The sequence below is a fragment of the Streptomyces sp. NPDC060035 genome (assembly GCF_042736635.1).
GTDB lineage: Bacteria > Actinomycetota > Actinomycetes > Streptomycetales > Streptomycetaceae > Streptomyces.
In genome coordinates this window covers 173,874-195,302 of sequence record NZ_JBHWVO010000015.1, presented here as the reverse complement: position 1 = coordinate 195,302, position 21,429 = coordinate 173,874, and the positions used below count along the sequence as shown (strand labels likewise).

The window sequence follows — 21,429 nt, the reverse complement described above, 5'->3', positions numbered from 1 at the left end:
TTTTGGCCCCGGCCCCCCCCACATGTTCTCCACCGCCGCCCCCCCCCCCGCCAATTTTGCCCCCGGCGGGGCCCCCCCCCCGGGCCGCGGCCGGAATGTCGTGTCCGGGCCCAAACCCGCACTTCCGGCCGCCTTGCGATCTGCACGCACCGGGCCCCGCTCCCTGCGACCACAAGAAGGTGCGGACAGTCTTTGAACGGTCCGCCGTCCCCCTGGCCGGCGGCATCCCGCTTCCCGAAGTCCGGGCGACTCGACGCCGCTCGATCAAGGTGCGGCGGAACGGTACGGCCACCTCACGCTGAACGGTACGGCCACCTCACGCGGGACGGCCGAACACCGTGCCCAGGGCGTCGAGGTGGCCGTGGGGCAGCTCCTGTGTCACCGCGGGCCGCACCACTGCCGTCCATCAGTACCGCAGAACGGGCAGGCCAGGTCCGCAAGGGAGGCCAAACCACCGCCAGGCATCGGCCTGCCCCTTCGAACCGCTCACCGAGGAAAGGAGGTCGAGCGATCTCCCGGGTACGAGCCCGTGGGTCAAGCCACCTCTGCGGTGGGCTGCGAAGCAGCCACCCATTCCACGTGCGAGGGTGTCGACATCACGCCGCCCAGGGGTTCGGAGCCGGAACGCCCAGGTCAGCCCAGGCCCCCCCACCCCACCCCTGCCCGTACGAAGTCGGGGGCCGTCGCGGCGGACGGCCCCCGTTCCGAGTGATCAGCAGCAGGTGGCGGTGTCGTTGCCGCGTGCGTTGCTTCCGACCCGGCGCGTTCAGATGATGCCGGTCCCGGGTTGCGGGACCGTGCCGCTAGCCGGCGTAGGTCTCGAACTCGGCGACCTTCGGCGTTCCGGTCGAGCTGGTGATCTCAAAGGTGATCTTGCTCAGCGAGGTGCGGGGGACCGTGATGGCGCCCGCACCGCTGCCGGACGTCAGGACGGCACCGGTGTCACCGTTGAGGACCCTCCAGGATCCGATGCTGCCCGCGGAGCCTGCTGCCTCCCGGATGTTGATGCCGGCCACGGCGGTGGCGGAACCCCACTTGATCGAGATGGAACCGGTGGAGCCGGCCGGCGACCAGAAGGTGCTCAGGTTGCCGTCACGCACGTTTCCGAAGCTCGTCCCGCTGGCCTTGCTGGAGCCGTCGGCGCCGGCGCCGAGGCTGAGGTTGGTCCCGCTGGGCTGGGTCGGGTCCGGCGTCGGGGTGGTGGGGTCCGGCGTCGGGGTCGTCGGGTCGGGCGTGGGGGTGGTCGGGTTCGGCGACGGGTTCGTCGGCGTGCAGCTTCCGTTCGACACCTTCAGGCCCTTGTTGGCCCCTGCCGTCTGGCCCACGATGTCCGGCACGCAGTTGGCCGCGTCGAGGCTGAAGGAGTAGGGGATGCTGACCGTGGTGGTGGACTTCACGTCGGGCCCGGCGGGGTTGGTGTCCGTACCGGGGCTGGACCAGGTCACGTTGTCGAAGATGTTGCCGGCGACCTGCCAGAAACCGGCCGCGTCGGTGTAGAAGGTGCCCAGGACGTCCTTGGAGTCCTTGAAGTAGTTGTTGTCCACCTTGGCGCGGGCCCCGGCCCGGGAGTTGATCCCGGACTCGTTGAGCTTCACGTAGTAGTTGTTGTAGATGTGGGCTATGCCGCCACGCAGCAGGGGTGCGCGGGAGTCGATGTTCTCGTACAGGTTGTGGTGGTAGGTGACAAAACCGTTCGAGAGCTCGGTCTCACTCGACCCGATGAGGCCACCGCGGCCGGAGTTGCGCAGGGTGCTGTAGGACAGCGTCACGTACTGGGTGTTGTCCTTCATGTCGAAGAGGCCGTCGAACCCCTCCGACTCCCCGCCCGACGCCTCGAGGGTGGTGTGGTCGACCCAGACGTTGCGGACGTCGCTCTCCATGCCGATGGCGTCACCACCGTTGGACGTGGGTGAGCCCGACTTCTTGACGTTCTTGACGGTCACGTTCTGGATGATGATGTTGCTGGACTCCCGGATGTGGATGCCCAGTTGATCGAAGACGGCTCCGCTGCCGACACCGACGATCGTGACGTTGCTGATCTGCTTGAGCTCGATCACGCCCGCGGCAGTGTTGCAGCTGTCGCCCGACACCTTGGCGGTGTTGGCGTGGTTGATGGTGCCCTCGACCTCGATGGTGATCGGGGTGCTGACGCTGGCCCGGCCGCACAGGGCCTCATGGATCGCGGTTCCCGTGGTGGCACGCACGGTCTGCCCGCCCGCACCGCCGGTGGTCCCACCGTTCTGGGTCGCGTAGCCGGTGGCACTACCGGTCACTGCCGCCGATGCCGAGGGCATCGACACAACCACGCCGGTCGCGGCCGCCAGGGCCGTCGTGGCGAGCGCCGCATAGAGTCGCAGTGCGACTGGTCGTCTCATGTCCATCTCCCGATTCGTCTTCGAACTCTGGGTGTTGGTGCTGCGTACGGTGTTCGTGTCCATGAACCGTCGAGACCGCCGGCCTGCCGCTGGGCAGGCCCTCGTCGGTCCTGTTGCGGGTGCCTTCCACCCTTCGTTCCGTAGCGGGTCGACAACCTGTGAAGCCCCGCACGGGACGGTGTGTCAGCCCATGCGGAAATCGCGGTCGATGCCATGACAGCCGCATCAACCGGAACGAGACCCCCGAACGGGGAAAGCGCTTTCTGTCCGCGAGGATAGAGCCGCTCCTGACGGACTGACAAGGTTCTTGTCACATACGGAATATGCGCTGTCGCACCTCGGGCGGCAGCACGGATCGACCCGGCCGCCCCACCGGAAGAGCTGTTCCTGCCGCCCGGCACTCCAGCCGCAGATCTTCCCGGTTCGCGCACATCGGATGGACCGATCGCCGCGAGCGAGCCCGCCCGGGTTGTTCACGGTTGCGGGCGATGTTCGAGAACATGAACAAATTGGCTTTCCCGGACCGATCCCCGATGCCGGGCACTTTCGCCGCTGTCGAGCTGGTTGGCGTACCTGTCGGGGGGAAACCACATCCGCACTCCGACATGTGCGGATTAAACCGTACGACGGCAGAGTTCTGGGTGATCGGAGCCGATTCGTACAGAGAGGATCGCGCGGATGCGGAGGCACGGCTGTGCACGGTGAATACAAGATCCCCGGCGGCAAGCTCGTGGTCGTCGACCTGGACGTGGCGGGCGGTGCGCTACGGAACGTGCGGGTGGCCGGGGACTTCTTCCTCGAACCGGACGAGGCGATCCTCGTCATCGACGCCGCACTGGAGGGTGCGCCGGCCGGCACCGACACAGCCGGCCTCGCCGCCCTCATCGATGCGGCCCTCCCCGAGTCGACCGTGATGCTCGGGCTCACCACCGAGGGCGTTGCCGTCGCCGTACGCCGGGCCCTCGCCCACGCCACCGAGTGGAGCGACTACGACTGGCAGCTCATCCACGAGGCTCCGCAGTCCCCCGCACTCCACATGGCACTGGACGAGGTCATCACCGCCGAGGTCGCCGCAGGCCGGCGGCCGCCCACACTGCGGGTCTGGGAATGGGACGCCCCCGCCGTGATCATCGGCAGCTTCCAGTCCCTGCGCAACGAGGTCGACCCCGTCGGCACAGAGCGCCACGGTGTCACCGTCGTCCGTCGCATCTCCGGGGGCGGGGCGATGTTCGCGGAGCCGAGCAGCACCATCACGTACTCGCTCGCCGTGCCCCAGTCCCTCGTTTCCGGGCTCTCCTTCGCCGACAGTTACGCCTACCTCGACGACTGGGTCCTGGAGGCCCTCGGCGACATGGGCATCAAAGCCTGGTACCAGCCGCTCAACGACATCGCCACCGAGGTCGGGAAGATCGCCGGGGCGGCCCAGAAGCGCGTCGTGGGCCCGGACGGCGGGCCCGGTGCCGTCCTGCACCACGTGACGATGTCCTACGACATCGACGCCGACAAGATGCTCGATGTCCTGCGCATCGGCAAGGAGAAGATGTCCGACAAGGGCACCAGGAGCGCCAAGAAGCGCGTGGACCCACTCCGCCGGCAGACGGGCCTCACGCGCCGGGCCGTCATCGACAACATGATCGACTCCTTCCGCAGGCGCCACGGCCTCACCCAGGGTGCCGTGACCGCCGAGGAGCTCGCCGCGGCGGAGGAACTCGTAGCGACGAAGTTCGGCACCTCCGCGTGGACGGCCCGGGTGCCCTGAGCCTCCCTGCCACCACGCGTACCGCCCCGGCAGGCGGGTGCCTGCCGGGGCGGTGGTTGCGCTTCCAGGGGGCTTCCCGGAGCGCGGCGCCGGATCAGCCCAGCGTCGCGATGGCCTGGTTGAAGGTGGCCGACGGACGCATGACGGCCGCGGCCTTCGCCGGGTCGGGCTGGTAGTAGCCGCCGATGTCGACCGGCGAGCCCTGTACCGCGATCAGCTCGTCGACGATCGTCTGCTCCTGCTCGGCCAGCGTCTTGGCCAGCGCCGAGAACGCCTCGGCGAGCTTGGTGTCCGCGGTCTGCTGCGCCAGCTCCTGCGCCCAGTAGAGAGCCAGGTAGAAGTGGCTGCCGCGGTTGTCGATGCCACCGAGCCTGCGGCTGGGCGACTTGTCCTCGTTGAGGAACGTGGCCGTCGCACGGTCCAGCGTGTCGGCGAGGACCTGGGCGCTCGCGTTGTCCGTGGTCTGCGCGAGGTGCTCGAAGCTGACCGCCAGGGCGAGGAACTCGCCCAGGCTGTCCCAGCGCAGGTAGTTCTCCTTGACGAGCTGCTGGACGTGCTTCGGCGCGGAGCCGCCGGCGCCCGTCTCGAACAGTCCGCCGCCGTTCATCAGCGGAACGACGGAGAGCATCTTCGCGCTGGTGCCCAGCTCGAGGATCGGGAACAGGTCCGTCAGGTAGTCACGCAGCACGTTGCCGGTGACGGAGATGGTGTCCTCGCCGCGGCGGATGCGCTCCAGGGAGAAGGCGGTGGCCTCCTGGGGCGTCTTGACCTCGATCTGCAGACCGTCGGTGTCGTGGTCCGCGAGGTAGGTGCGGACCTTCTCGATGAGCTTGGCGTCGTGCGCGCGGTCCTCGTCGAGCCAGAAGACGGCCGGGTTGCCGGTCGCACGGGCGCGGGTGACGGCGAGCTTGACCCAGTCCTGGATCGGCAGGTCCTTGGTCTGGCACATCCGGAAGATGTCACCGGCGCCCACGGCCTGCTCCAGCACGGCGTTGCCCGCGGCGTCGAGGACCCGCACGGTGCCCGTGGCGGGGATCTCGAAGGTCTTGTCGTGGCTGCCGTACTCCTCGGCCTTCTGCGCCATGAGGCCGACGTTGGGCACCGAACCCATCGTGGACGGGTCGAAGGCGCCGTTCGCACGGCAGTCGTCGATGACGACCTGGTAGACGCCCGCGTAGCTGCTGTCCGGCAGGACGGCGATGGTGTCGGCCTCCTGGCCGTCCGGGCCCCACATGTGGCCGGAGGTGCGGATCATGGCCGGCATGGAGGCGTCGACGATGACGTCGCTGGGGACGTGCAGGTTGGTGATGCCCTTGTCGGAGTCGACCATCGCCAGCTCGGGGCCCTCAGCGATCTCGGCCTCGAAGGACGCCTTGATCTTCGCACCTTCGGGCAGCGCCTCAAGTCCCTTGAGGATGCCGCCGAGCCCGTCGTTCGGGGTCAGGCCGGCCGCGGCGAGCGCCTGACCGTACGCGGCGAACGTCTTCGGGAAGAACGCGCGGACCACGTGGCCGAAGATGATCGGGTCGGAGACCTTCATCATCGTGGCCTTGAGGTGCACGGAGAACAGCACGCCCTCGGCCTTGGCCCGGGCGATCTGCGCGGTGAAGAACTCGCGCAGCGCGGCCACCCGCATCACGGCGGCGTCGACGACCTCGCCCGCCAGGACGGGTACGGACTCGCGCAGCACGGTGGTGGTGCCGTCGTCGCCGACGAGCTCGATGCGCAGGGTGCCGGGCTCGGTGATGACGGCGGACTTCTCGGTGGACCGGAAGTCGTCGACGCCCATCGTGGCGACGTTCGTCCTGGAGTCGGCCGACCAGGCACCCATGCGGTGCGGGTGCGTCTTGGCGTAGTTCTTGACCGAGGCGGGTGCACGGCGGTCGGAGTTGCCCTCGCGCAGGACGGGGTTGACCGCGCTGCCCTTGATCTTGTCGTAGCGCGCGCGGACGTCCTTGTCCTCATCGCTCTTGGGGTCGTCCGGGTAGTCCGGCAGGCCGTAGCCCTGCGCCTGCAGCTCGGCGACCGCGGCCTTGAGCTGCGGAATCGACGCCGAGACGTTCGGCAGCTTGATGATGTTGGCGCCGGGAGCCTTGGCCAGCTCGCCGAGCTCGGCGAGTGCGTCATCGATACGCTGACCGGCCTCGAGGTGCTCCGGGAAGCTGGCGATGATCCGGCCCGCCAGGGAGATGTCGCGGCTCTCCACCGTGACCCCTGCGGTCGAGGCGTAGGCCTCGACGACGGGCAGGAACGAGTAGGTCGCCAGGGCAGGGGCCTCGTCGGTGTGCGTATAGATGATGGTCGAGTCAGTCACCGGGTGCTCCGCTCCACGTCTGCAACATTGCTTGACATCAAGATATCTCGTGCCCGCCCCCCTCTCCACAGGGGCCCGCCCCCGTTTTCGGCCGGAACCGGTCAGTCGCGTCCGCCCCCGGACGGCGCGGCCCCCTGCGGCCCCGGCGGCCTGCGTGCCTCGACCAGCCCCGACTCGTACGCGAAGACCACCAGCTGTGCCCGGTCGCGGGCGCCCAGTTTGATCATGGCGCGGCTGATGTGGGTCTTGGCCGTGAACGGGCTGATCACCATATGGGCGGCGATCTCCTCGTTGGTCAGTCCTCGGGCGGCAAGAGCGGTGACCTCGCGCTCGCGGCGGGTGAGGATCTCCAGGCCCGGTGCGGTCGCCCGGTCGGGGGGCCGGGAGACGAACGCGCCGATGAGCCGGCGGGTGATGACGGGCGACAGCAGAGCGTCGCCGCGGGCCGCGACCTCGATGGCCCGCAGGAGCTCGGCCGGTTCGGTGTCCTTGAGCAGGAATCCGGCGGCCCCGGCGCGCAGTGCGTCGAAGACGTACTCGTCGAGACCGTAGTTGGTCAGGATGACGACGTGCACGTCGGCCAGGCGCGGGTCGGCAGCGATCTCGCGGGTCGCCTCGATGCCGGTCATCACGGGCATCTGTACGTCGATGAGCGCCACATCCGGGGTGTACCGGCGGACCAGCTCCACGCCCCGGCGCCCGTCGGCGGCCTCCCCGACGACCTCGATTCCCTCCTCGGCCTCCAGCAGGGCCCGGAATCCCGCACGCATGAGGGCCTGGTCGTCGACGATCAGTACGCGGATCATCCTGCGGGTTCCCCCGTCTCCAGGGGCAGCTCGGCGCGTACCGAGAAACCTCCGTGCGCACTCGGCGCGGCTTCGAGGGTGCCGCCGAGCGCGGTGACGCGCTCCCGCATGCCGGTCAGCCCGGTGCCCGGGGTGATGCGGTCGCCGGGCAGACACGGCCCCTGGTCGTCGACGCAGAGGGCCAGCGTGGAGTCCGTATAGAGAAGGCGGACGGTGGTCGCGGCGCGGTCCGCGTGCCGGGCCACATTGGTGAGGGCCTCCTGCACGATGCGGTACGCCGCCCCGTCGACATCGGCCGGAAGAGGCCGTTCGACGCCGTCGACGGTGACCACGAGCGCGATGCCCGCGGCCCGTGCCCGTTCGGCCAGCTCGTCGATGCGGTCCAGCCCCGTGCCGGGATCCGCCACGTCCGTGCGCAGCACCTCCAGCGTCGAGCGGAGCTCACGCATCGCCTCGCCGCCGGCCTCCTGGATGGCGAGCAGCGCGGGTTCCACCTCGGTGCCGCGTTTGCGGGCGAGATGGACGGCGACGCCCGCCTGGAGTTTGACGATCGAGATGGAATGGGTCAGCGAGTCGTGCAACTCCCGGGCAATGCGCAGTCGTTCCTCACCGGCCCGGCGCAACGCGGTCTCCTCGCGCGTCCGTTCGGCGTCGAGCGCTCGCTGTTCGGTCTGGCGCAGGTAGGCCTGCCAGTTCTTGTCGATGAGGCCGGTGACCCCGGCGCAGAGGAACCAGCCGAGCAGGAGCAGCGTCCGCTCGACGGTGTCCTGGACTCCCGGTACGGCGATGAGCAGCACCACCATGTAGCCGGGGAGGAACAGGGCCCCGGCCGCGATCGCCTGTGGCCGGTGTCCGCTGCGCGCCGCGGCGTGGACCGCGACCACGACGGGCAGCGCCACCCAGCTTCCCGGGTGAGCGTGGACGACGTAGGCGAACATGCTCAGGGTGGTCACGGCGAGCACCGTGCGGGGCGCCTGGCGGTGTGCGGCGAGGGCCAGGGAGCCGGCCGCGACGAGCAGCAGGTCGAGGGCGTCCGGCGAGGACGCCGCACAAGCTGCCGCGATCACGGCCGCGCCGACCACCGCGGCGCCTGCCGTGTCCAGCAGGAGCGCCCGCCGGTCGATGTCACCCTGCATGAGCCGCACCCTAACTCCCGTACGGCTGCGGGCGCGTCGTCCCCGCGGACGGGGTCCCGGCTACTCCCGGGGAAGTAGTGCGGTCCCGCACCCGTCGGGCCGGCGCAGCCCTGACTGCCTTCCGCAGTACGACGACCGCAGCGGGTGGCAGGGGCGAGCATCGTCGCCATGACCGGACCCTTCCGATACACCTCGCCCGAACCTCCTAAGTCGGCCACCGGGGTGGTGGCCGACGTCTACGCCCAACTCGCCGCCGAATTCGGCATCAAGGACGCCACGACCTTTGTCGTGCTGTCCGTCTCACCTCCGCTGCTCACCGCCACCTGGGCCCTGATGCGGGAGTCCCTGCTGGCCGGGCACGCGTCACGTACCGGGAAGGAGGTGGTGGCGGCCGGGGTCTCGCTCGCCAACCGCTGCCCGTTCTGTGTGCACGCGCACACCGTGCTGCTGCATGCCACCGGTGATCACCGGCTGGCCGAGACGATCCTGCGGGGTGGCGAGCCGAAGGAGCCGGACCACCGCCAACTGCTCGCCTGGGGCAAGGACATGAGTACACCGCAGCCGTTCCCGGAACGGGAGGCACCCGAGTACGTGGGGACGGCGCTCGCCTTCCACTTCATCAACCGCGTCGTGTCCTCGCTGCTGTCCGAGGTGATGCTGCCGGGTGGCGCCGAGAAGTACCGACTGGTGCGGAGCACGGCAGGCCGCTCGCTGGCCCGCACCGTACGCCGCGAGCTGCGGCCGGGTGACAGCCTCGCGCTGCTCGAAACGGCCGGCGCGCCGCCGCGGTGGGCCGCGGACACCCCGGTGGGCACGGCGTACGGTGCGCTGCGCACCGCCGCGCAGCTGGGTGCGGGCCTGCTGAGCGATGAGGACGCCGCGTTCGTACGGGAGGCGGTGGCCGGCTGGGACGGGATCACGCCCCTGCCACTGACCGCCGCGCTGCCCGACCGGGCGGAGCGGCCCGGCGCCCGGCTCGCCCTGCTCGCGGCGCGGGCCCCGTACCGGATCACCGACGAGGACGTGGCGGCCTGGCGTGTGCCGCCCTTCACCGATCACTGTCTGGTCCACCTGGTCGCCTTCGGCGCGATCTGTGCCGTCGAGCGCGTCGAGGCCAACCTGCGGACGGCTGCCGGGGAGCGCGCATGAGTATTTCTTCGTCTCGCGTGCCCCGGGGAACGTGGTCCCCGCCGCGACCCGGGCCGCGATGACGGAGGCCCTGCTGCCGTCCGGGACTCCGGACGGGTGTGCTGCTGCGGGCGGGGGTGTGGGTGGTCAGCGCCCGTCGGCCGTGGTGAGCGGTGACGTCCCGGTGGCGGGCGGCCGGTGCTCGTACCAGCGCTGATCGGACTCCAGCTGGGCGGCGAGCGAGATGAGGCGTTCCTCGCTGCGGGAGGGGCCGAGCAGTTGGGCGCCGAGGGGCAGGCCGTCGCGGGTGAAGCCCGCCGGGACGTTGATGCCGGGCCAGCCGAGGACGTTCCAGGGCCAGGCGTACGGGCACGCCGCGGTCATCGCGAGGTCGGTGCGCCAGGCGCTGAGGTCGTCGAAGGCGCCGACCCTGGGTGGCGGGGCGGCGGTGGTCGGGGTGAGCAGCACGTCGTATCCGCGGCCGGACCCCGCCGTCTCGAAGAAGGCGCCGAGCCTGCGGTGCTGGCGTACTTCGCGGGCCCGTGCCGCCCGGACCACCCGGCCGCCGAGGCGGGTTCCGGTGCGCAGGGCGCTGCGGGTGCGCGGGTCCAGGAGCGCGGGGTCGGGGTGCAGCGCGGCGAGTTCGGCGATGCCGGCGGTGGCGCGGGGGACGAAGGAGAGGCCGATCAGTCCGTAGCGGGGTCGGGCCTCCTCGACGTGGTGGCCGAGACGGGCGAGGGCTTCGGCGAGTGCGGTGACGGCGCGCGCCACCTCGGGGTGGGGGCCGTTCCGGGTAAGGGTGAGCGGGGGCTGCAGGGCGAGGCCGATCCGCAGCCTGCCGGGGTCGCGGCGGGCTGCGGCGGACGCGTTGACGGTGGGCGGACGGTGCGGGTCGCCGGGGTGGGGTCCCGCCGCGGCGTCCAGGAGCAGGGCCGCGTCGGCGACCGTGCGGGCGAGAGGGCCGTTGACGGTGAGGCCCTGGAAGGCGTCACTGTTGGGGTGGACGGAGATACGGCCACGCTGCGGCTTGATGCCGACGAGATGGGTCCATGCGGCGGGGATGCGGATGGACCCGGCGCCGTCCGAGCCGAGTGCCGCCGGGACGAGACCTGCGGCGACTGCTGCCGCGGAGCCGCCGGACGAACCACCGGGCGTGTGGGCGGTGTTCCACGGGTTGCGGGTGGCGCCGAAGGCGGGTCCCTCGGTGAAGGCCCACTGGCCCAGCTCGCAGGAATTGGTCTTGCCGACGATGACGGCTCCGGCTGCACGCAGCCTGCGTACCGCCTCGCTGTCGGCGGTGACGGCCGGCCGGGTGCCGGCGCAGCCGAAGTAGGTGGGCATACCGGCGACATCGGTGTCGTCCTTGACCGCGACCGGTACCCCGAGCAGTGGCAGCCGCTCCCCCGCGGCGAGCCGCCGGTCGGCTTCGGCGGCCTCGGTGAGTGCGGCTTCGGTCCGCAGATGGCGGAAGGCGTTGAGGGTGTCGCGGCTTGCCTCGATGCGCGCCAGCGCGGCGGCGACCTGCTCCTGCGAGGTCGTCAGGCCGTCGGCCAGTTCCTGTGCGCTGCCGACGAGTCCGGTCGGCTCGTCCGGCCTGCTCGGTCCGGTCCGCTCCGTGGGGTCTGCTGAGGACATCGCTGCCGCCTCCTCGCTTCCGCCGGAGCACCGGTCTCCCAGGTCCGCCCCGGGGCCGCCCGAGCGGTCCTACTGGAGAGTAACGAGGCGGTGCGGTCCGCTCAAGCATGCTGCCGCAAGGGTTGTCTGCGCCGCGCTTCTGCGGCGCAGCGGCGCGTAGGCCTACGGCCTCACATGGATCTCGCCGATCCCCGTACCGAGACCGGCGCAGTGGGCGGTCGACTGTCCGGACTGACCCGGATTCAGCGTGACATGCTCACCGTCCACATCCGGGGACCAGCCGCAGACCAGATGGACCCAGAAGGTCTGCGGTGCCGATCCGTTGTTCCGGCAGAGCGCGTACCCCGTGTAGTCGTCGATGGCATGCTTCCCGGTGTCGCAGGACAGACCGGGCGGCGCCGCGGCCGGCGCGACGGCGACCGCCGAGGTCACCGGCGCGGCCAGCGCGACGGTCAGCCCCGCAACGGCTGCACCGCGCAGGAGGGTGCGGACGGCGTTCCCCTTGGACTGCTTCTTCATGTCTCCCCTTTGATTCCTTGCTCTTCACGGCAGCCCTCCCCCACGTTCCGTAACCGAAAACAGCGCCGAACCTCACACTCCGTACACTCTGCCCGCCGCGCGAGCGAAAGGCCCCGGGCGTACGCTCGCAGCGGGGGAACGCATGCTCGAAAGAAGCCGTGGCCAAGGCTGTTTCCGAGGAGGCGCCGTGACCGGACAGCGCATCGCCGCCCGTGCGGCCGCCTGCGCGGCGGCGGTCGTACTCACCGTGACGAGTGGCACGGTGGCCGGCGCGGATGACGACATCGAGTCGCTCCCCGCCCAGGAGATCGCCGACCGCTCCCGTGACGCACTGCTCGACACCGAGTCCCTGCACATACGCTCGGAGGGCGATCGGGGCGAGGGACATTCCCCCATGACGGTCGACCTCACGCTGGACCGGGACGGAAACTGCGCGGGCGGTATCGGCCTCGGCAACGACGAGGGCAAGGTCGAGATCATCAAGCGGGGCGACGTGGTCTGGCTGAAGCCGGATTCGGACTTCTGGAAGAACCAGGTCCGGGTCGTCGGCACGACCTTCGAAGCCATCCTGGCCGGGCGGTACATGAAGGGCGAGGCCTCGGACTCGAGGCTGCGCACCGTGGTGGAGGTGTGCGACCTCGGCACGTTCCGAAAGCTGCTCTCCGACAACGCCGACGCGGCGGGGGGAACGCTCACCAAGGGCACCGGGACGACGGTCGACGGGGTACGGGCAGTCCCCGTCACGAGGACCGGGAACGGCCAGGAACTGACGTGGTACGTGGCCACCGAGGGCAAGCCCTACCCGGTGCGGATCACCGTGCAGGGCAGGGGCGCGGATGCGGCCGTGGACTTCTCCGGCTTCGACAAGCCGGTGCCCACGGCCACCCCGCCCGCGGACGAGACGGTGGACGTCAGCGCCCTGCTGGGCCGGACGCCCGCGCCCGTCTGAGGGGCTCCGTTCCTACGGGTAGGCGACCAGGTTGGCCACGTTGCTCCCGGAGTTGGACGGTCCTCCCGTGGTGTTGATGACGTGGCTGATGGTCCCCGTGCCGCCGAGAGAGACCGTCACCATGTTGTGGAAGCGGACGCCCGCGGTGTTCGGCGCCTCGAAGGCCCGTTCGGCCACCACCGAGGGGTTCACGTTGAAGTAGCAGTAGCTCCCCAGCCCCCAGGCTTCGTGTGTCGTGACGGACGGCGACACCTTGTAGGCGTCGTATCCCCGGGTGGAACCGTTCATCCAGGCGGCCTGGTTGGGCGGGTCGTACGGCATCTCGTTCTGGAAGAAGTAGGTGCGCCCGCCGTTGCCGTTCCAGATGACCTGGTGCTTCTGGTAGTGCTCGACGAACAGGCCGTACATCGTGACGCCGGTGCCGTTGACGACGAGTCCGGTGTCGGCGGTGTTGCTGTTCCAGCCGATGCCGCTGCCGTGGTCGCCCCGCCACAGCCACATGTGGTCGCCGATGACGTCCGAGCTGTTGACGACGAGGCTCTGGGTCGCCTTGCCGACACCCGCGCCGCCGATACGGAAGAAGACGTCGTGCAGCGAGATGGGGTTGGCGGTGTGCCGGGCGGTGACGCCGGGCTGACCGACCTGCATCAGGGTCTGGGAGTTGGTGGTTCCCGCGTCGATCAGCAGACCGGCGATCTTGACGCCGTCGACATCGGCGACGTTCATCGCGGTGACGCCGTTGTCGGGGATGACGGTGGCGAGGCCGAGTCCGAGTACGACGGTGTTCGCGCGGTTCACGTTGAGCGTCTGGTTGAGATGGTAGACACCCGGGGTGAACAGCAGGTCCTTGCCTGCCGCGAGTGCGGCGTTGATGGCTGTGGCGGTGGCGCCGGGCTTGACCACGAAGAACTGCTCCAGCGGGAGCGACTGCCCGGCGGGGGTGCCCGATGCCCAGGTCGTGCCCTGGGTGTTGGTGCGCAGCGCGGGCACGAACACCTTGTAGGCGCCGGCCCCGTCCACGTACAGGAAGGGCTTCTCACGGGTCACCGGACTCTGCGCGACCGTGGTGTACGGCGGGTTGGGGAAGGTGTTTGCCGGGGCGTTGACGTCGCCGACGAAGACCATGTTCCAGTTGGATCCGGTCCAGCTTCCCCACTGGCTGTTGCGCGAGAGCCACTGCTGCTGGGAGCCCGAGCGCACCTGGCCGTCGATCTTGGAGTCGGCCATGAAGCCGCCGCTGGACCAGCCGCCGTCGTCGAGCTGCAGGTTGCCGCGCACGTGCATACGGCGGTACGGGGCGGCCTGCGAGACGGCCCAGCGGTCGGTGCCGCCGGTCGGGTTGACGGAGAGGTTCTCGGCGGACCGCCAGAAGTTCTGGGTGGCGTTGCCCTGGAACCAGTCGGCCTCGGCGTGCACCGCGCCATTGATCGTGACGTCGTCGGGTGACAGGCCCAGGCCCGCGACCTGCGTGTAGAAGCCCACGTTGGCGTCCACGTCGTAGCTGCCCGGCTTGAACAGCAGGGCCTGGCGCTGCGGGCCGAACTGGTTCTCCTCCTGCTGGCTGAAGACCTGGTTGAGCTTGCTCTGGACGGCCGACTTGGTCATCGACGGATCGAAGACCGTGACGTTCGGGCCGAGATCGGGGGTTCCGGCGGGCGGCGGGATGTCGGCGGAGTCGACGCCGAAGGACTGGGCGGCCGAACCGTTGCAGGTGTACTGCTGCAGCCGGGTGTTGTCGGCGGTCGAGGCCGAGGGGACATCGAGGCACTTGCCGCTGTTGCGGTTCACGAAATGGTAGGTTCCGCCCGCTTCCTCGACGGGCAGCCACTGCTGGTTGGCGCCACCGGAGTACGACCACAGCTGCAATGGTGCCGCGTCCGCCGTGGACACATCGGTGACGTCCCAGCTCTTGGACGCGTCGTTGCGGTTGTTCACCCGGACGTAGCCGTCGCTCGTCGCCTGGAACTGCCACTGCTGGGCATTGCTGGCGTTGCAGGCATACTGCTGCACCGCGGTGCCGTCGGCGGTGCTCGCCGCGGCGGCGTCCGCGCACTTCCCGCTGTGCTTCGCGGTGACCGTGACCCATCCGTCGGGCAGGGCGGCCGCCTGGGCGGCGGGGGCCGAGACAGCGGCGGTGACCAGCGTGGCGAGGAGGCCGCCGAGGGCCAGCAGTGGGGTGGCGCGAGGTCTGGGCCGAGTTCTCATATGTGTCTCCTGCGCTGCGGGGGGGCTTACTTTAGGCCGTGAAGTTAGGCCCGTTCCCCGGAAGCGTCAAGAGGGCGCGTACGAAAGGTGAATTCGAGCCGTTCGATGCCAGAAGCGGCTCCAACTCCTCTCACCTGGCGGTTCGTTACTGGTCCAGACCAGGGTCTTGACATTGCGCTTCGTTCACTTCTTAAATCACATGGTGGAACGGTCACCACACTGACGAAGATGGGCCCGGCTCAGCCGGCGCGCACTCGCGGTCTGCAGCGACCAGGAGAGGTGGTCACCGCAGACCGCTGCTCAGTCCTTCGGCAGGTCCAGGACGGTGCGGCGGATGATCCAGTGGTCGGCGATCGGAATGCCGGCCACCGTACCGAGCAGGTGACGGACATGCTGCGCCGGGAAGGCCTGCCGGTGGCGGTGGCCGGCATCGTCCTGGGCACGGCCATCGCCGCGGCCCCTCCGTCGCCAGGGTGACGGCGGCCGCCCTGCGCCAATGAGGGCCGTGCCGCTGCCGAGAACGGCCGAACGGTCACCTGCACCACATGCTCACGTCCCCCGTCGCGAACATCGAACGCCTCAGCGGCCTGCCGCCATCAGGTGAGGCACCGCCACCCTGCCCGTCACCTGGCTGCTCCCTTGCGCAGCAGTTCGTCCAGGACCTGCTGGGCCCGGTGCCCGTCGTCGAAGCCCGGCAGGGTCCCGAGACGTCCGGCACCGGCAACGGCTGCGGTCCAGTTGTGGAGCTGGGCCACGAACGAGTCGGCCCAGCCGGGGATCTCGCCGGGCGGGTCCTCAAGGCCCAGGGTGTCGAGGACCTTCACGGTCTCCCACTCGACACCGGTGCGTACGTGCAGGACGGGGCCGTCCTGCGAGTGGTGGAGGAGTTCGCCGTGGCTGCCGGTGACGGAGACACGGAAGCCGACGTCCTCGGGCGTGGACGACTTGGACGCGGTCAGCGTGAAGTGCGGGCCGCTCGTCAGCCGACCGCTCACGAAGGCGTGGTCGTCCACGTGCACCCGGCGCCCCTCCTTCGCAGCCACCTTGGTCCGGAGCCCGACCTGGCAATCGCCGGTGTCGACCTGACCGTCGAAAAGGTGGTGCAGCAGGTCGATGAGGTGCACGCCCAGGTCACCCAGCGCGCCGCTGGTGAACCGTTCCCCGGCGTTGTCCCGCCAGGTGAAGGTCTTGCGGGTCAGAGCGCTGCCGCGCCTGAAGGCGAGGTCGACGTGGAGCACACGGCCCAGTACACCGTCGTCGAGCTGTCGGCGGATCTCCTGCACCACCCCGAGACAGCGATAGTTGAAGCCCACGCAGCAGACCACGGGTGCGCCTGCCGCACGGTCCCGCATGGCCGCGGTCTCCTCGGCGGAGACGGCCATCGGCTTCTCGCACAGCACGTGCCGCCCTCGGTCGATCGCTTCGCAGGCGTAGGAGGCGTGCGTGCGGTTGGGGGAGGCGACGACGACCGCGTCGACCGCGTCGTAGAACTCGTCCAGCAGGGCGAAGGCGGGTACGCCCAGGTTGTCGGCGACGGAGGCGGCCCTGGAACTGTCCACATCGTACAAACCGGCCAGCGTGGTGCCCTCGCCGACCAGTACCGCCTGTGCGTGCGTCCGGCCGATGCCCCCGGCACCGATGATTCCCACCCGCATCGGTAAAAGTCCTCCTGTGATCGCTGTGGCAGTTGTTGTCACCGTCCGGCTCGCAGCCCGGTGCGCAGCGTGGTGAGGACGGCGTCCGAATAGCACCGATCGGACACGCGTGGATGGCGGCTGCGGGCCTCCTCCGTACAGTTCCCGACCAGGACTCCGTGTCCCACGGCAGCCAGCATCTCCAGATCGTTGCCGCTGTCGCCGAAGGCGAACGAGTCCGCCGGGTCGATGCCGTACTTCCGGCAGACGTACCGGACGACCTGTCCCTTTCCGCAGGTGCGCGGAAGGAGATCGACGTCGTAGCTGTCCGCCGGGTCCCCGGCCGAGGGATTGCAGCGGCTCACGCTGACCCCCAGTGCACCGCGCGCGGCCGCCTCCCTGACGGCGGCCAGGTTCCGTGCATCGGTCACGGGGTCACGAGAGCGGTAGTAGTAACTCTTCACCAGACTGTCCGGGGCACGGCCGGGCTGCGGTTCCAGGTCCACCCCGGCGTCCGACAGTTCCCGTACCACGGTCCTGGCGCTGTGTCCGAGGCTCTCGGTGTCCGGCAGCAGCCGCAGCCAGCCGGGGTCCGGGTGGAGCTCTCCCGCGTCGGACAGCAGCAGCTCGGTACCGAGCGAGCAGGCGACGAAGTGCGGCAGCGTACGCAGCCCGTGCGCGCGGGCCTTGTCCAGTACGGACGTCAGTGAACTGCCCGTCACCCAGCCGAACAGCAGCCCGTGCCGTTCGCCCGCCTCCACGAGGTAGTCCTCCAGAGCCTCCCGGCAGAGCCTCTCGTGCTCGGTCGGGGAGTGCGCCAGATAGGTCTCGTCGAAGTCGGAGAAGGCTACGGCCCGCACCGGACGGGGCGACGGAAGGACGGCAGCCTCAGTGCGCGGTGGCATGGACAGCCGCATGCAGTGCCTCGATCACTCTGTCCTGCTCGGTGACGGACAGTCCGTTGTGCAGCGGAAGGTGGAACACGGTCGCGTTCAGCCTCTCGGTGCGGGGCAGGGACACGCCCGCGAAGAGCTTCTCGCGCAGCGGAGTCGGTTGGTGGTGGGTGAGCACGGGGTAGTAGATGTCCGTCTCGACCCCGTCCGCCTGCAGTCGGGCGCGGAGCGCGTCCCGGGCAGCCTCTCCCGCCGCCGCCCGCACCGGGAAGAGATGCCAGGCGTGATCCTCGGTGAAGGCGGGCAGGACCAGCTGTCCGGCCGTTCCGAGGTCCGCCAGCGCGTCGATGTAGCGGTGGGCCAGGAAGGCCCGGCGGTAGTTGTTCAACGTGAGTCCCGGCAGCAGTCCCGTCGCCACGGTGGCCGTCGAGTTGTCGATCTTCGCGTTGAAGCCCCAGACATCGGACTTGACGTTCTTCTCTCCCGGGGCGAAGCCGTGGTAGGCGAGTCTCTCCATGCGTGCGTGGAGTTCGCTGTCACCGGTGAGGACGGCGCCTGCCTTCCCGGTCAGTCCGAAGTTCTTGTACGGGTTGAAGCTCAGGACGGTCGCGTCCGCGTACCGGCCGACGCCTGCGACCCCGATCGCCTGGCAGGCGTCCTCCACCACACGCAGCCCGTGTTCCCGGGCGACCCGGTGCACACCGGCGGCATCGGCGAGCCGGCCGTACAGATGGACGGGCAGGACCGCCCGGGTCCTGGGGGTGATGGCGGCCTCGACCAGCGTGGGATCCAGGGTGTGGCGTTCGGGGTCCACGTCGACGAGGACGGGGACGGCTCCGCACGCGAACACGGCGTTCTCGGTTGCCGCGAAACTGTTGGCAGGCATGATCACCTCGTCGTCCGGACCCACTCCGACCCCGCGCAGAGCGATGATCAGGGCATCCGTGCCGCTGCTCGTGGCGACAGCGTGGGGCAGCCCGAGAAACTCGGCGAGGGCCTGCTCGAACTGGGCCACGGCGGGCCCGCTCGTCAGCTCACCCGCCGCCACCGCCCGGGCGAAGCACTCAACGGCGATCCGTTGCTCCTCCGGCGACAGCAGACGTGTTCTGGGAAGGAACGGCACCGTTGGCCGGCGCCGGCCGGTCGGAAGTGGTTCCCGGGCGAAGACGGAGTCCGTCGTGGACGGAAGCAGGCGCGGGCTCCGTGCATCGAGCAGTCCGGCCAGCGTGCGGTGGGCGACGGCCGGGGTCGAGGCGTAGGCCGGGATCTCGCCGCGCCGCACGTCCAGCACCAGCCGGTGGATGCTTTGACTGTCTCCGGTGAACGTCTGTGCCGCGAGGCTCGGGGGGCGACCCGTCATGGTGGTCACACCTCTGCCGCAACGTGGGCGAGCGCGGGGCACCCGAAGGTCTTCGCCGCCCGCTCCAGTACGGGTGCGTCCGGCTGCTTGAAGTACAGCAGTTCCCGTCCGGTGCGCAGAGTCTGCACGGTGATCGGCAGATCCCTGTCGTCGGTCAGGTCGACGACGATCAGGTTGGCCGCCGCACCGGCCTCGGCGATCCGCCGCTCGGCTCCGGGCAGTTCGACGCCGTTGACCACCAGCACCTCGTACGGCTCCCCGAGGGGAAGCCGACCGGCCAGTGCGCGGCAGGCGAACTCGAGGCGGAGATAGGCCTCGAACCAGCTGGGGCCGTCACGGCGCGCAGGGTCGAAGTAGGCATCGAGGATCCACTGGAGCCGCACCTCGAGCTCCGGGTGCTTCGCCGTGAAGTGGGCGAAGTTCTCCCGCCAGTCGTCGTGGCGCTCGCGCTGGGACTCCGCATGGTGCTGGTGGTGGACGCGGGCGAACGGAGTGTGGACAAAGGCCAGGCCGCGCTGGTGAAGGCGGTAGCCCAGCTCGACATCCTCGAAGCTCCATTTTCTGATGTCCACGTCGAACGCCCCGACGGCCAGCAGGTCTTCCTTGCGTACCGAGGCGTTGCAGCCGTAGAGGAAGTGCCAGCAGGTCGCCAGATTGCCGAGGTTCTCCGAGAGCAGGTCGGTGACCTCCGCCCGTTCGTCCGGCGCGGCGGACTCGGGGAAGGACCCCGGGTCGAGGGAGGACTGCAGCCGCTCCAGGTCCACCGGGCCGGGGGCAAGGTAGTCGCGGAACCCGATGGCTACGATCCCGGGCCGGTCACGGTGACACCGGATGTGCTCCCGCAGGAAGAGTGGGTCGATGATCTGGTCGCCGTCCGCGAAGACGATCAGTTCGCCTTCCGCCGCCTGGATTCCGGCGTTCCGGGCCGCCGAACGGCAGGATTCCTCGGTGCGCGGAAGATAAAGACGGCGCACCGGATATTTGAGGGGGAGGGCGTTCACCATGTCCCCTGTGCCGTCGGTGGATCCATCGTCGACCAGCACCACCTCGAATTCGTCGGACGGGTCGAGGCGCTGGTGGTTGAGCGAAATCAGACAGGGGGCGAGGAGTTCCCTGGAATTGTAGGTCGGAACGACCAGGCTTGCTTTCACGATGAGCTCCCGAGGATTTGACGGTCAGCCTTGTTCGCGACATGACGCCGCATCAGAACTCGGACACAGGGACCTTTTCCGGCTGTTTGACGAGGCGGTGGGCCCGCTCCGGCGCGGAGAGATATCGCCAGCGGACGCTGAGCAGCAGAGCACGGAGGTTCTCGTCCACGGCCATGGCGATCATCACGCCGAGAATCGCCAGCCCGAGCGGCAGGGAGAGCAGATAGGCCAAGGGTACGAAGACGCCCCACAGGACGAGAATCCCGACCGCGGCCGGATATGTGACGTGGCCGACGGCACGCAGAGTGCTCGCCGTAGTCATGATCAGAGCAGAACCGGGGAGGTAGAGCAGACCGCACCACAGCAGCAGCTTCCCGGCGTCGACCACCTGCGGATCACTGGTGAACAGACCCATGATCCAGTCGCTGCAGAGCGCCGTGACCAGCGCCAGGAACAATGCGATCGTCGAGCCGGCCAGTCGGGCTCCGCGGGCACGGCGTCGGATTTTTTCGAGGTCGCCGGAGCCGGCGAGATACCCGAGGGAGATCTGCAGGCCCTGGGAGAGTGCGGACGAGAACATCCCGATCATGTTGGTGATGCTCAGGGTGTACGTCCGGGCGACGAGTTCGTCCGTACCTACGACCGCGATGATCCTGGTGGTGGCGATCTGCGCCGCTTGCCAAAAGGCCGGCTCCAGCATGGTGGGCAGCGTGAAAGCCGCGAGCAGTGCGCAGTGGGCGCGCAGATCCCGCGTACTCGCCGGCCGGCGGAATCTGATCCCGATACGGAAGAACACCAGCCGGACGCTGTAGAGCAGGCCGGCCGCGGTGGCGAGTACGGTGGAGAGCGCGACGCCCTGAACGCCCCAGCGCGGCCCGGAGTGCGACAGCACCAGGACATAGATCAGCCCGATGTTGACGATATTGGCGAGGGCCGTGGCGAACATGGCCTGGAGCGTGAACCCGTTGGCCGCCATCACCCCGCCGAACATCGCCATGACCGAGTGCAGAACGGCCCCCACGGCGACGACTTCCAGGAAGACCGTCCCGAAAGAGAGCAATCGCCCGTCCAGCCCCATCAGGCGAGCCGCGTCCTCAGCGAAAACGTAGAGCATGACGCCGGCGACGACACCCAGGACGATGTGCAACAACAGGGCGACGAAGTAGTACTCCTGGACCTTCGTGGTCCCGCCCTGACCGAGCGAGCGGGCGTACACGAGACTGCCGCCCTGCCCCATGAAGGAGAACATCATCAGGACGAACGTCACCAATGTGCTGACGGAGCCCACCGCACCCGCGGCATCGTCGGAAATATGGCCCAATGCCCATACGTCGAAGATCCCCATGGAATACGTACAGGTCAGCTGAAGGAAGATCGGCCAACTGAGGGAAAATACCCCCATGTCGCCCTTTCGTGGCGCGACCATGTCCCCCCATTCCCCTTGTGACCTACCGGTCCATGTGGCCTGTTCGTGATATCGAACGCTGCCACAGCACAAGGGCATGGGAATCGAAGAGCTGTCGATCCCCCGTTCGAGCAGCGTGATGCTAACCGCAACATCGATC

The 21,429-nt window shown here is 69.4% G+C and carries 16 protein-coding genes; 4 read left to right on the top strand and 12 right to left on the bottom strand.

All coding sequences use genetic code 11. From position 1 onward, the window contains the following. Window positions 1–803 precede the first annotated feature (803 nt). Window positions 804–2,375, bottom strand: coding sequence for a polysaccharide lyase family 1 protein (locus ACFWBQ_RS23890; RefSeq protein ID WP_385492549.1), 1,572 nt, complete (start codon window positions 2,373–2,375; stop codon window positions 804–806). 694 nt (window positions 2,376–3,069) lie between these two features. On the opposite strand from ACFWBQ_RS23890, the gene ACFWBQ_RS23885 reads away from it, so the two are divergent. Beyond that, the gene (locus ACFWBQ_RS23885) at window positions 3,070–4,134 is read left to right on the top strand and encodes a biotin/lipoate A/B protein ligase family protein (RefSeq protein WP_385492546.1); all 1,065 of its coding nucleotides are present in this window, start codon (window positions 3,070–3,072) and stop codon (window positions 4,132–4,134) included. A gap of 94 nt (window positions 4,135–4,228) precedes the next feature. Here ACFWBQ_RS23885 and ACFWBQ_RS23880 read toward each other — a convergent pair whose 3' ends face one another. The 3 genes from ACFWBQ_RS23880 to ACFWBQ_RS23870 form a co-directional block, all read right to left on the bottom strand. Beyond that, a complete protein-coding gene (locus ACFWBQ_RS23880) occupies window positions 4,229–6,448 on the bottom strand; it encodes an NADP-dependent isocitrate dehydrogenase (RefSeq protein ID WP_385492544.1) in 2,220 nt (739 codons plus the stop codon). Between the two features lie 101 nt (window positions 6,449–6,549). Further along, entirely contained in the window at window positions 6,550–7,254 is a 705-nt protein-coding gene (locus ACFWBQ_RS23875; RefSeq protein WP_385492541.1) for a response regulator, read from the bottom strand. Next, window positions 7,251–8,390, bottom strand: coding sequence for a sensor histidine kinase (locus ACFWBQ_RS23870; protein WP_385492538.1), 1,140 nt, complete (start codon window positions 8,388–8,390; stop codon window positions 7,251–7,253). The genes ACFWBQ_RS23875 and ACFWBQ_RS23870 overlap by 4 nt, the downstream gene beginning before the upstream one ends. Window positions 8,391–8,558: 168 nt before the next feature. On the opposite strand from ACFWBQ_RS23870, the gene ACFWBQ_RS23865 reads away from it, so the two are divergent. Next, a complete protein-coding gene (locus tag ACFWBQ_RS23865; RefSeq protein ID WP_385492536.1) occupies window positions 8,559–9,539 on the top strand; it encodes a carboxymuconolactone decarboxylase family protein in 981 nt (326 codons plus the stop codon). A 126-nt stretch (window positions 9,540–9,665) separates the two neighbouring features. Here the strand turns inward: ACFWBQ_RS23865 and ACFWBQ_RS23860 are convergent, their stop codons facing one another. Continuing rightward, window positions 9,666–11,153 (bottom strand): amidase, encoded by a 1,488-nt coding sequence (locus tag ACFWBQ_RS23860; RefSeq protein WP_385492534.1) that lies wholly within the window; start codon window positions 11,151–11,153, stop codon window positions 9,666–9,668. Window positions 11,154–11,315: 162 nt separating this feature from the next. Then, complete coding sequence (locus tag ACFWBQ_RS23855) at window positions 11,316–11,672, bottom strand: hypothetical protein (RefSeq protein WP_385492531.1); 357 nt, start codon at window positions 11,670–11,672, stop codon at window positions 11,316–11,318. A gap of 187 nt (window positions 11,673–11,859) precedes the next feature. Between ACFWBQ_RS23855 and ACFWBQ_RS23850 the strand changes: the two genes are divergently transcribed. Then, window positions 11,860–12,621 (top strand): hypothetical protein, encoded by a 762-nt coding sequence (locus tag ACFWBQ_RS23850; protein WP_385492529.1) that lies wholly within the window; start codon window positions 11,860–11,862, stop codon window positions 12,619–12,621. 12 nt (window positions 12,622–12,633) lie between these two features. Here the strand turns inward: ACFWBQ_RS23850 and ACFWBQ_RS23845 are convergent, their stop codons facing one another. After that, the gene (locus ACFWBQ_RS23845; protein ID WP_385492526.1) at window positions 12,634–14,826 is read right to left on the bottom strand and encodes an RICIN domain-containing protein; all 2,193 of its coding nucleotides are present in this window, start codon (window positions 14,824–14,826) and stop codon (window positions 12,634–12,636) included. A gap of 279 nt (window positions 14,827–15,105) precedes the next feature. Here ACFWBQ_RS23845 and ACFWBQ_RS23840 point away from each other — a divergent pair, with 279 nt between their 5' ends. Continuing rightward, complete coding sequence (locus ACFWBQ_RS23840) at window positions 15,106–15,303, top strand: hypothetical protein (RefSeq protein ID WP_385492523.1); 198 nt, start codon at window positions 15,106–15,108, stop codon at window positions 15,301–15,303. Window positions 15,304–15,449: 146 nt separating this feature from the next. On the opposite strand, the gene ACFWBQ_RS23835 is transcribed toward ACFWBQ_RS23840, so the two are convergent. Genes ACFWBQ_RS23835 through ACFWBQ_RS23815 form a run of 5 tightly spaced genes read right to left on the bottom strand, consistent with a single transcriptional unit; the run spans window position 15,450 to window position 21,290 of the window. After that, window positions 15,450–16,481, bottom strand: coding sequence for a Gfo/Idh/MocA family protein (locus ACFWBQ_RS23835; protein ID WP_385492521.1), 1,032 nt, complete (start codon window positions 16,479–16,481; stop codon window positions 15,450–15,452). Window positions 16,482–16,519: 38 nt separating this feature from the next. Beyond that, window positions 16,520–17,365: an HAD-IIB family hydrolase gene (locus tag ACFWBQ_RS23830; protein ID WP_385492518.1), complete on the bottom strand. Its 846-nt coding sequence runs from the start codon at window positions 17,363–17,365 to the stop codon at window positions 16,520–16,522. Continuing rightward, window positions 17,349–18,713 (bottom strand): DegT/DnrJ/EryC1/StrS family aminotransferase, encoded by a 1,365-nt coding sequence (locus ACFWBQ_RS23825; protein ID WP_385492516.1) that lies wholly within the window; start codon window positions 18,711–18,713, stop codon window positions 17,349–17,351. Before ACFWBQ_RS23825 ends, ACFWBQ_RS23830 begins: the two co-directional genes overlap by 17 nt. A 5-nt stretch (window positions 18,714–18,718) precedes the next feature. Then, window positions 18,719–19,864: a glycosyltransferase family 2 protein gene (locus ACFWBQ_RS23820; RefSeq protein ID WP_385492513.1), complete on the bottom strand. Its 1,146-nt coding sequence runs from the start codon at window positions 19,862–19,864 to the stop codon at window positions 18,719–18,721. A gap of 52 nt (window positions 19,865–19,916) precedes the next feature. Continuing rightward, a complete protein-coding gene (locus ACFWBQ_RS23815) occupies window positions 19,917–21,290 on the bottom strand; it encodes an MATE family efflux transporter (RefSeq protein ID WP_385492510.1) in 1,374 nt (457 codons plus the stop codon). Window positions 21,291–21,429 lie beyond the last annotated feature (139 nt).

Coding starts and splice junctions, on each gene's coding strand:
- ACFWBQ_RS23815 (WP_385492510.1), bottom strand. CDS start 21,290: ATGGTCGCGCCACGAAAGGGCGACATGGGGGTATTTTCCCTCAGTTGG.
- ACFWBQ_RS23825 (WP_385492516.1), bottom strand. CDS start 18,713: ATGACGGGTCGCCCCCCGAGCCTCGCGGCACAGACGTTCACCGGAGAC.
- ACFWBQ_RS23870 (WP_385492538.1), bottom strand. CDS start 8,390: ATGCAGGGTGACATCGACCGGCGGGCGCTCCTGCTGGACACGGCAGGC.
- ACFWBQ_RS23830 (WP_385492518.1), bottom strand. CDS start 17,365: ATGCCACCGCGCACTGAGGCTGCCGTCCTTCCGTCGCCCCGTCCGGTG.
- ACFWBQ_RS23835 (WP_385492521.1), bottom strand. CDS start 16,481: ATGCGGGTGGGAATCATCGGTGCCGGGGGCATCGGCCGGACGCACGCA.
- ACFWBQ_RS23865 (WP_385492536.1), top strand. CDS start 8,559: ATGACCGGACCCTTCCGATACACCTCGCCCGAACCTCCTAAGTCGGCC.
- ACFWBQ_RS23875 (WP_385492541.1), bottom strand. CDS start 7,254: ATGATCCGCGTACTGATCGTCGACGACCAGGCCCTCATGCGTGCGGGA.
- ACFWBQ_RS23845 (WP_385492526.1), bottom strand. CDS start 14,826: ATGAGAACTCGGCCCAGACCTCGCGCCACCCCACTGCTGGCCCTCGGC.
- ACFWBQ_RS23855 (WP_385492531.1), bottom strand. CDS start 11,672: ATGAAGAAGCAGTCCAAGGGGAACGCCGTCCGCACCCTCCTGCGCGGT.
- ACFWBQ_RS23890 (WP_385492549.1), bottom strand. CDS start 2,375: ATGAGACGACCAGTCGCACTGCGACTCTATGCGGCGCTCGCCACGACG.
- ACFWBQ_RS23860 (WP_385492534.1), bottom strand. CDS start 11,153: ATGTCCTCAGCAGACCCCACGGAGCGGACCGGACCGAGCAGGCCGGAC.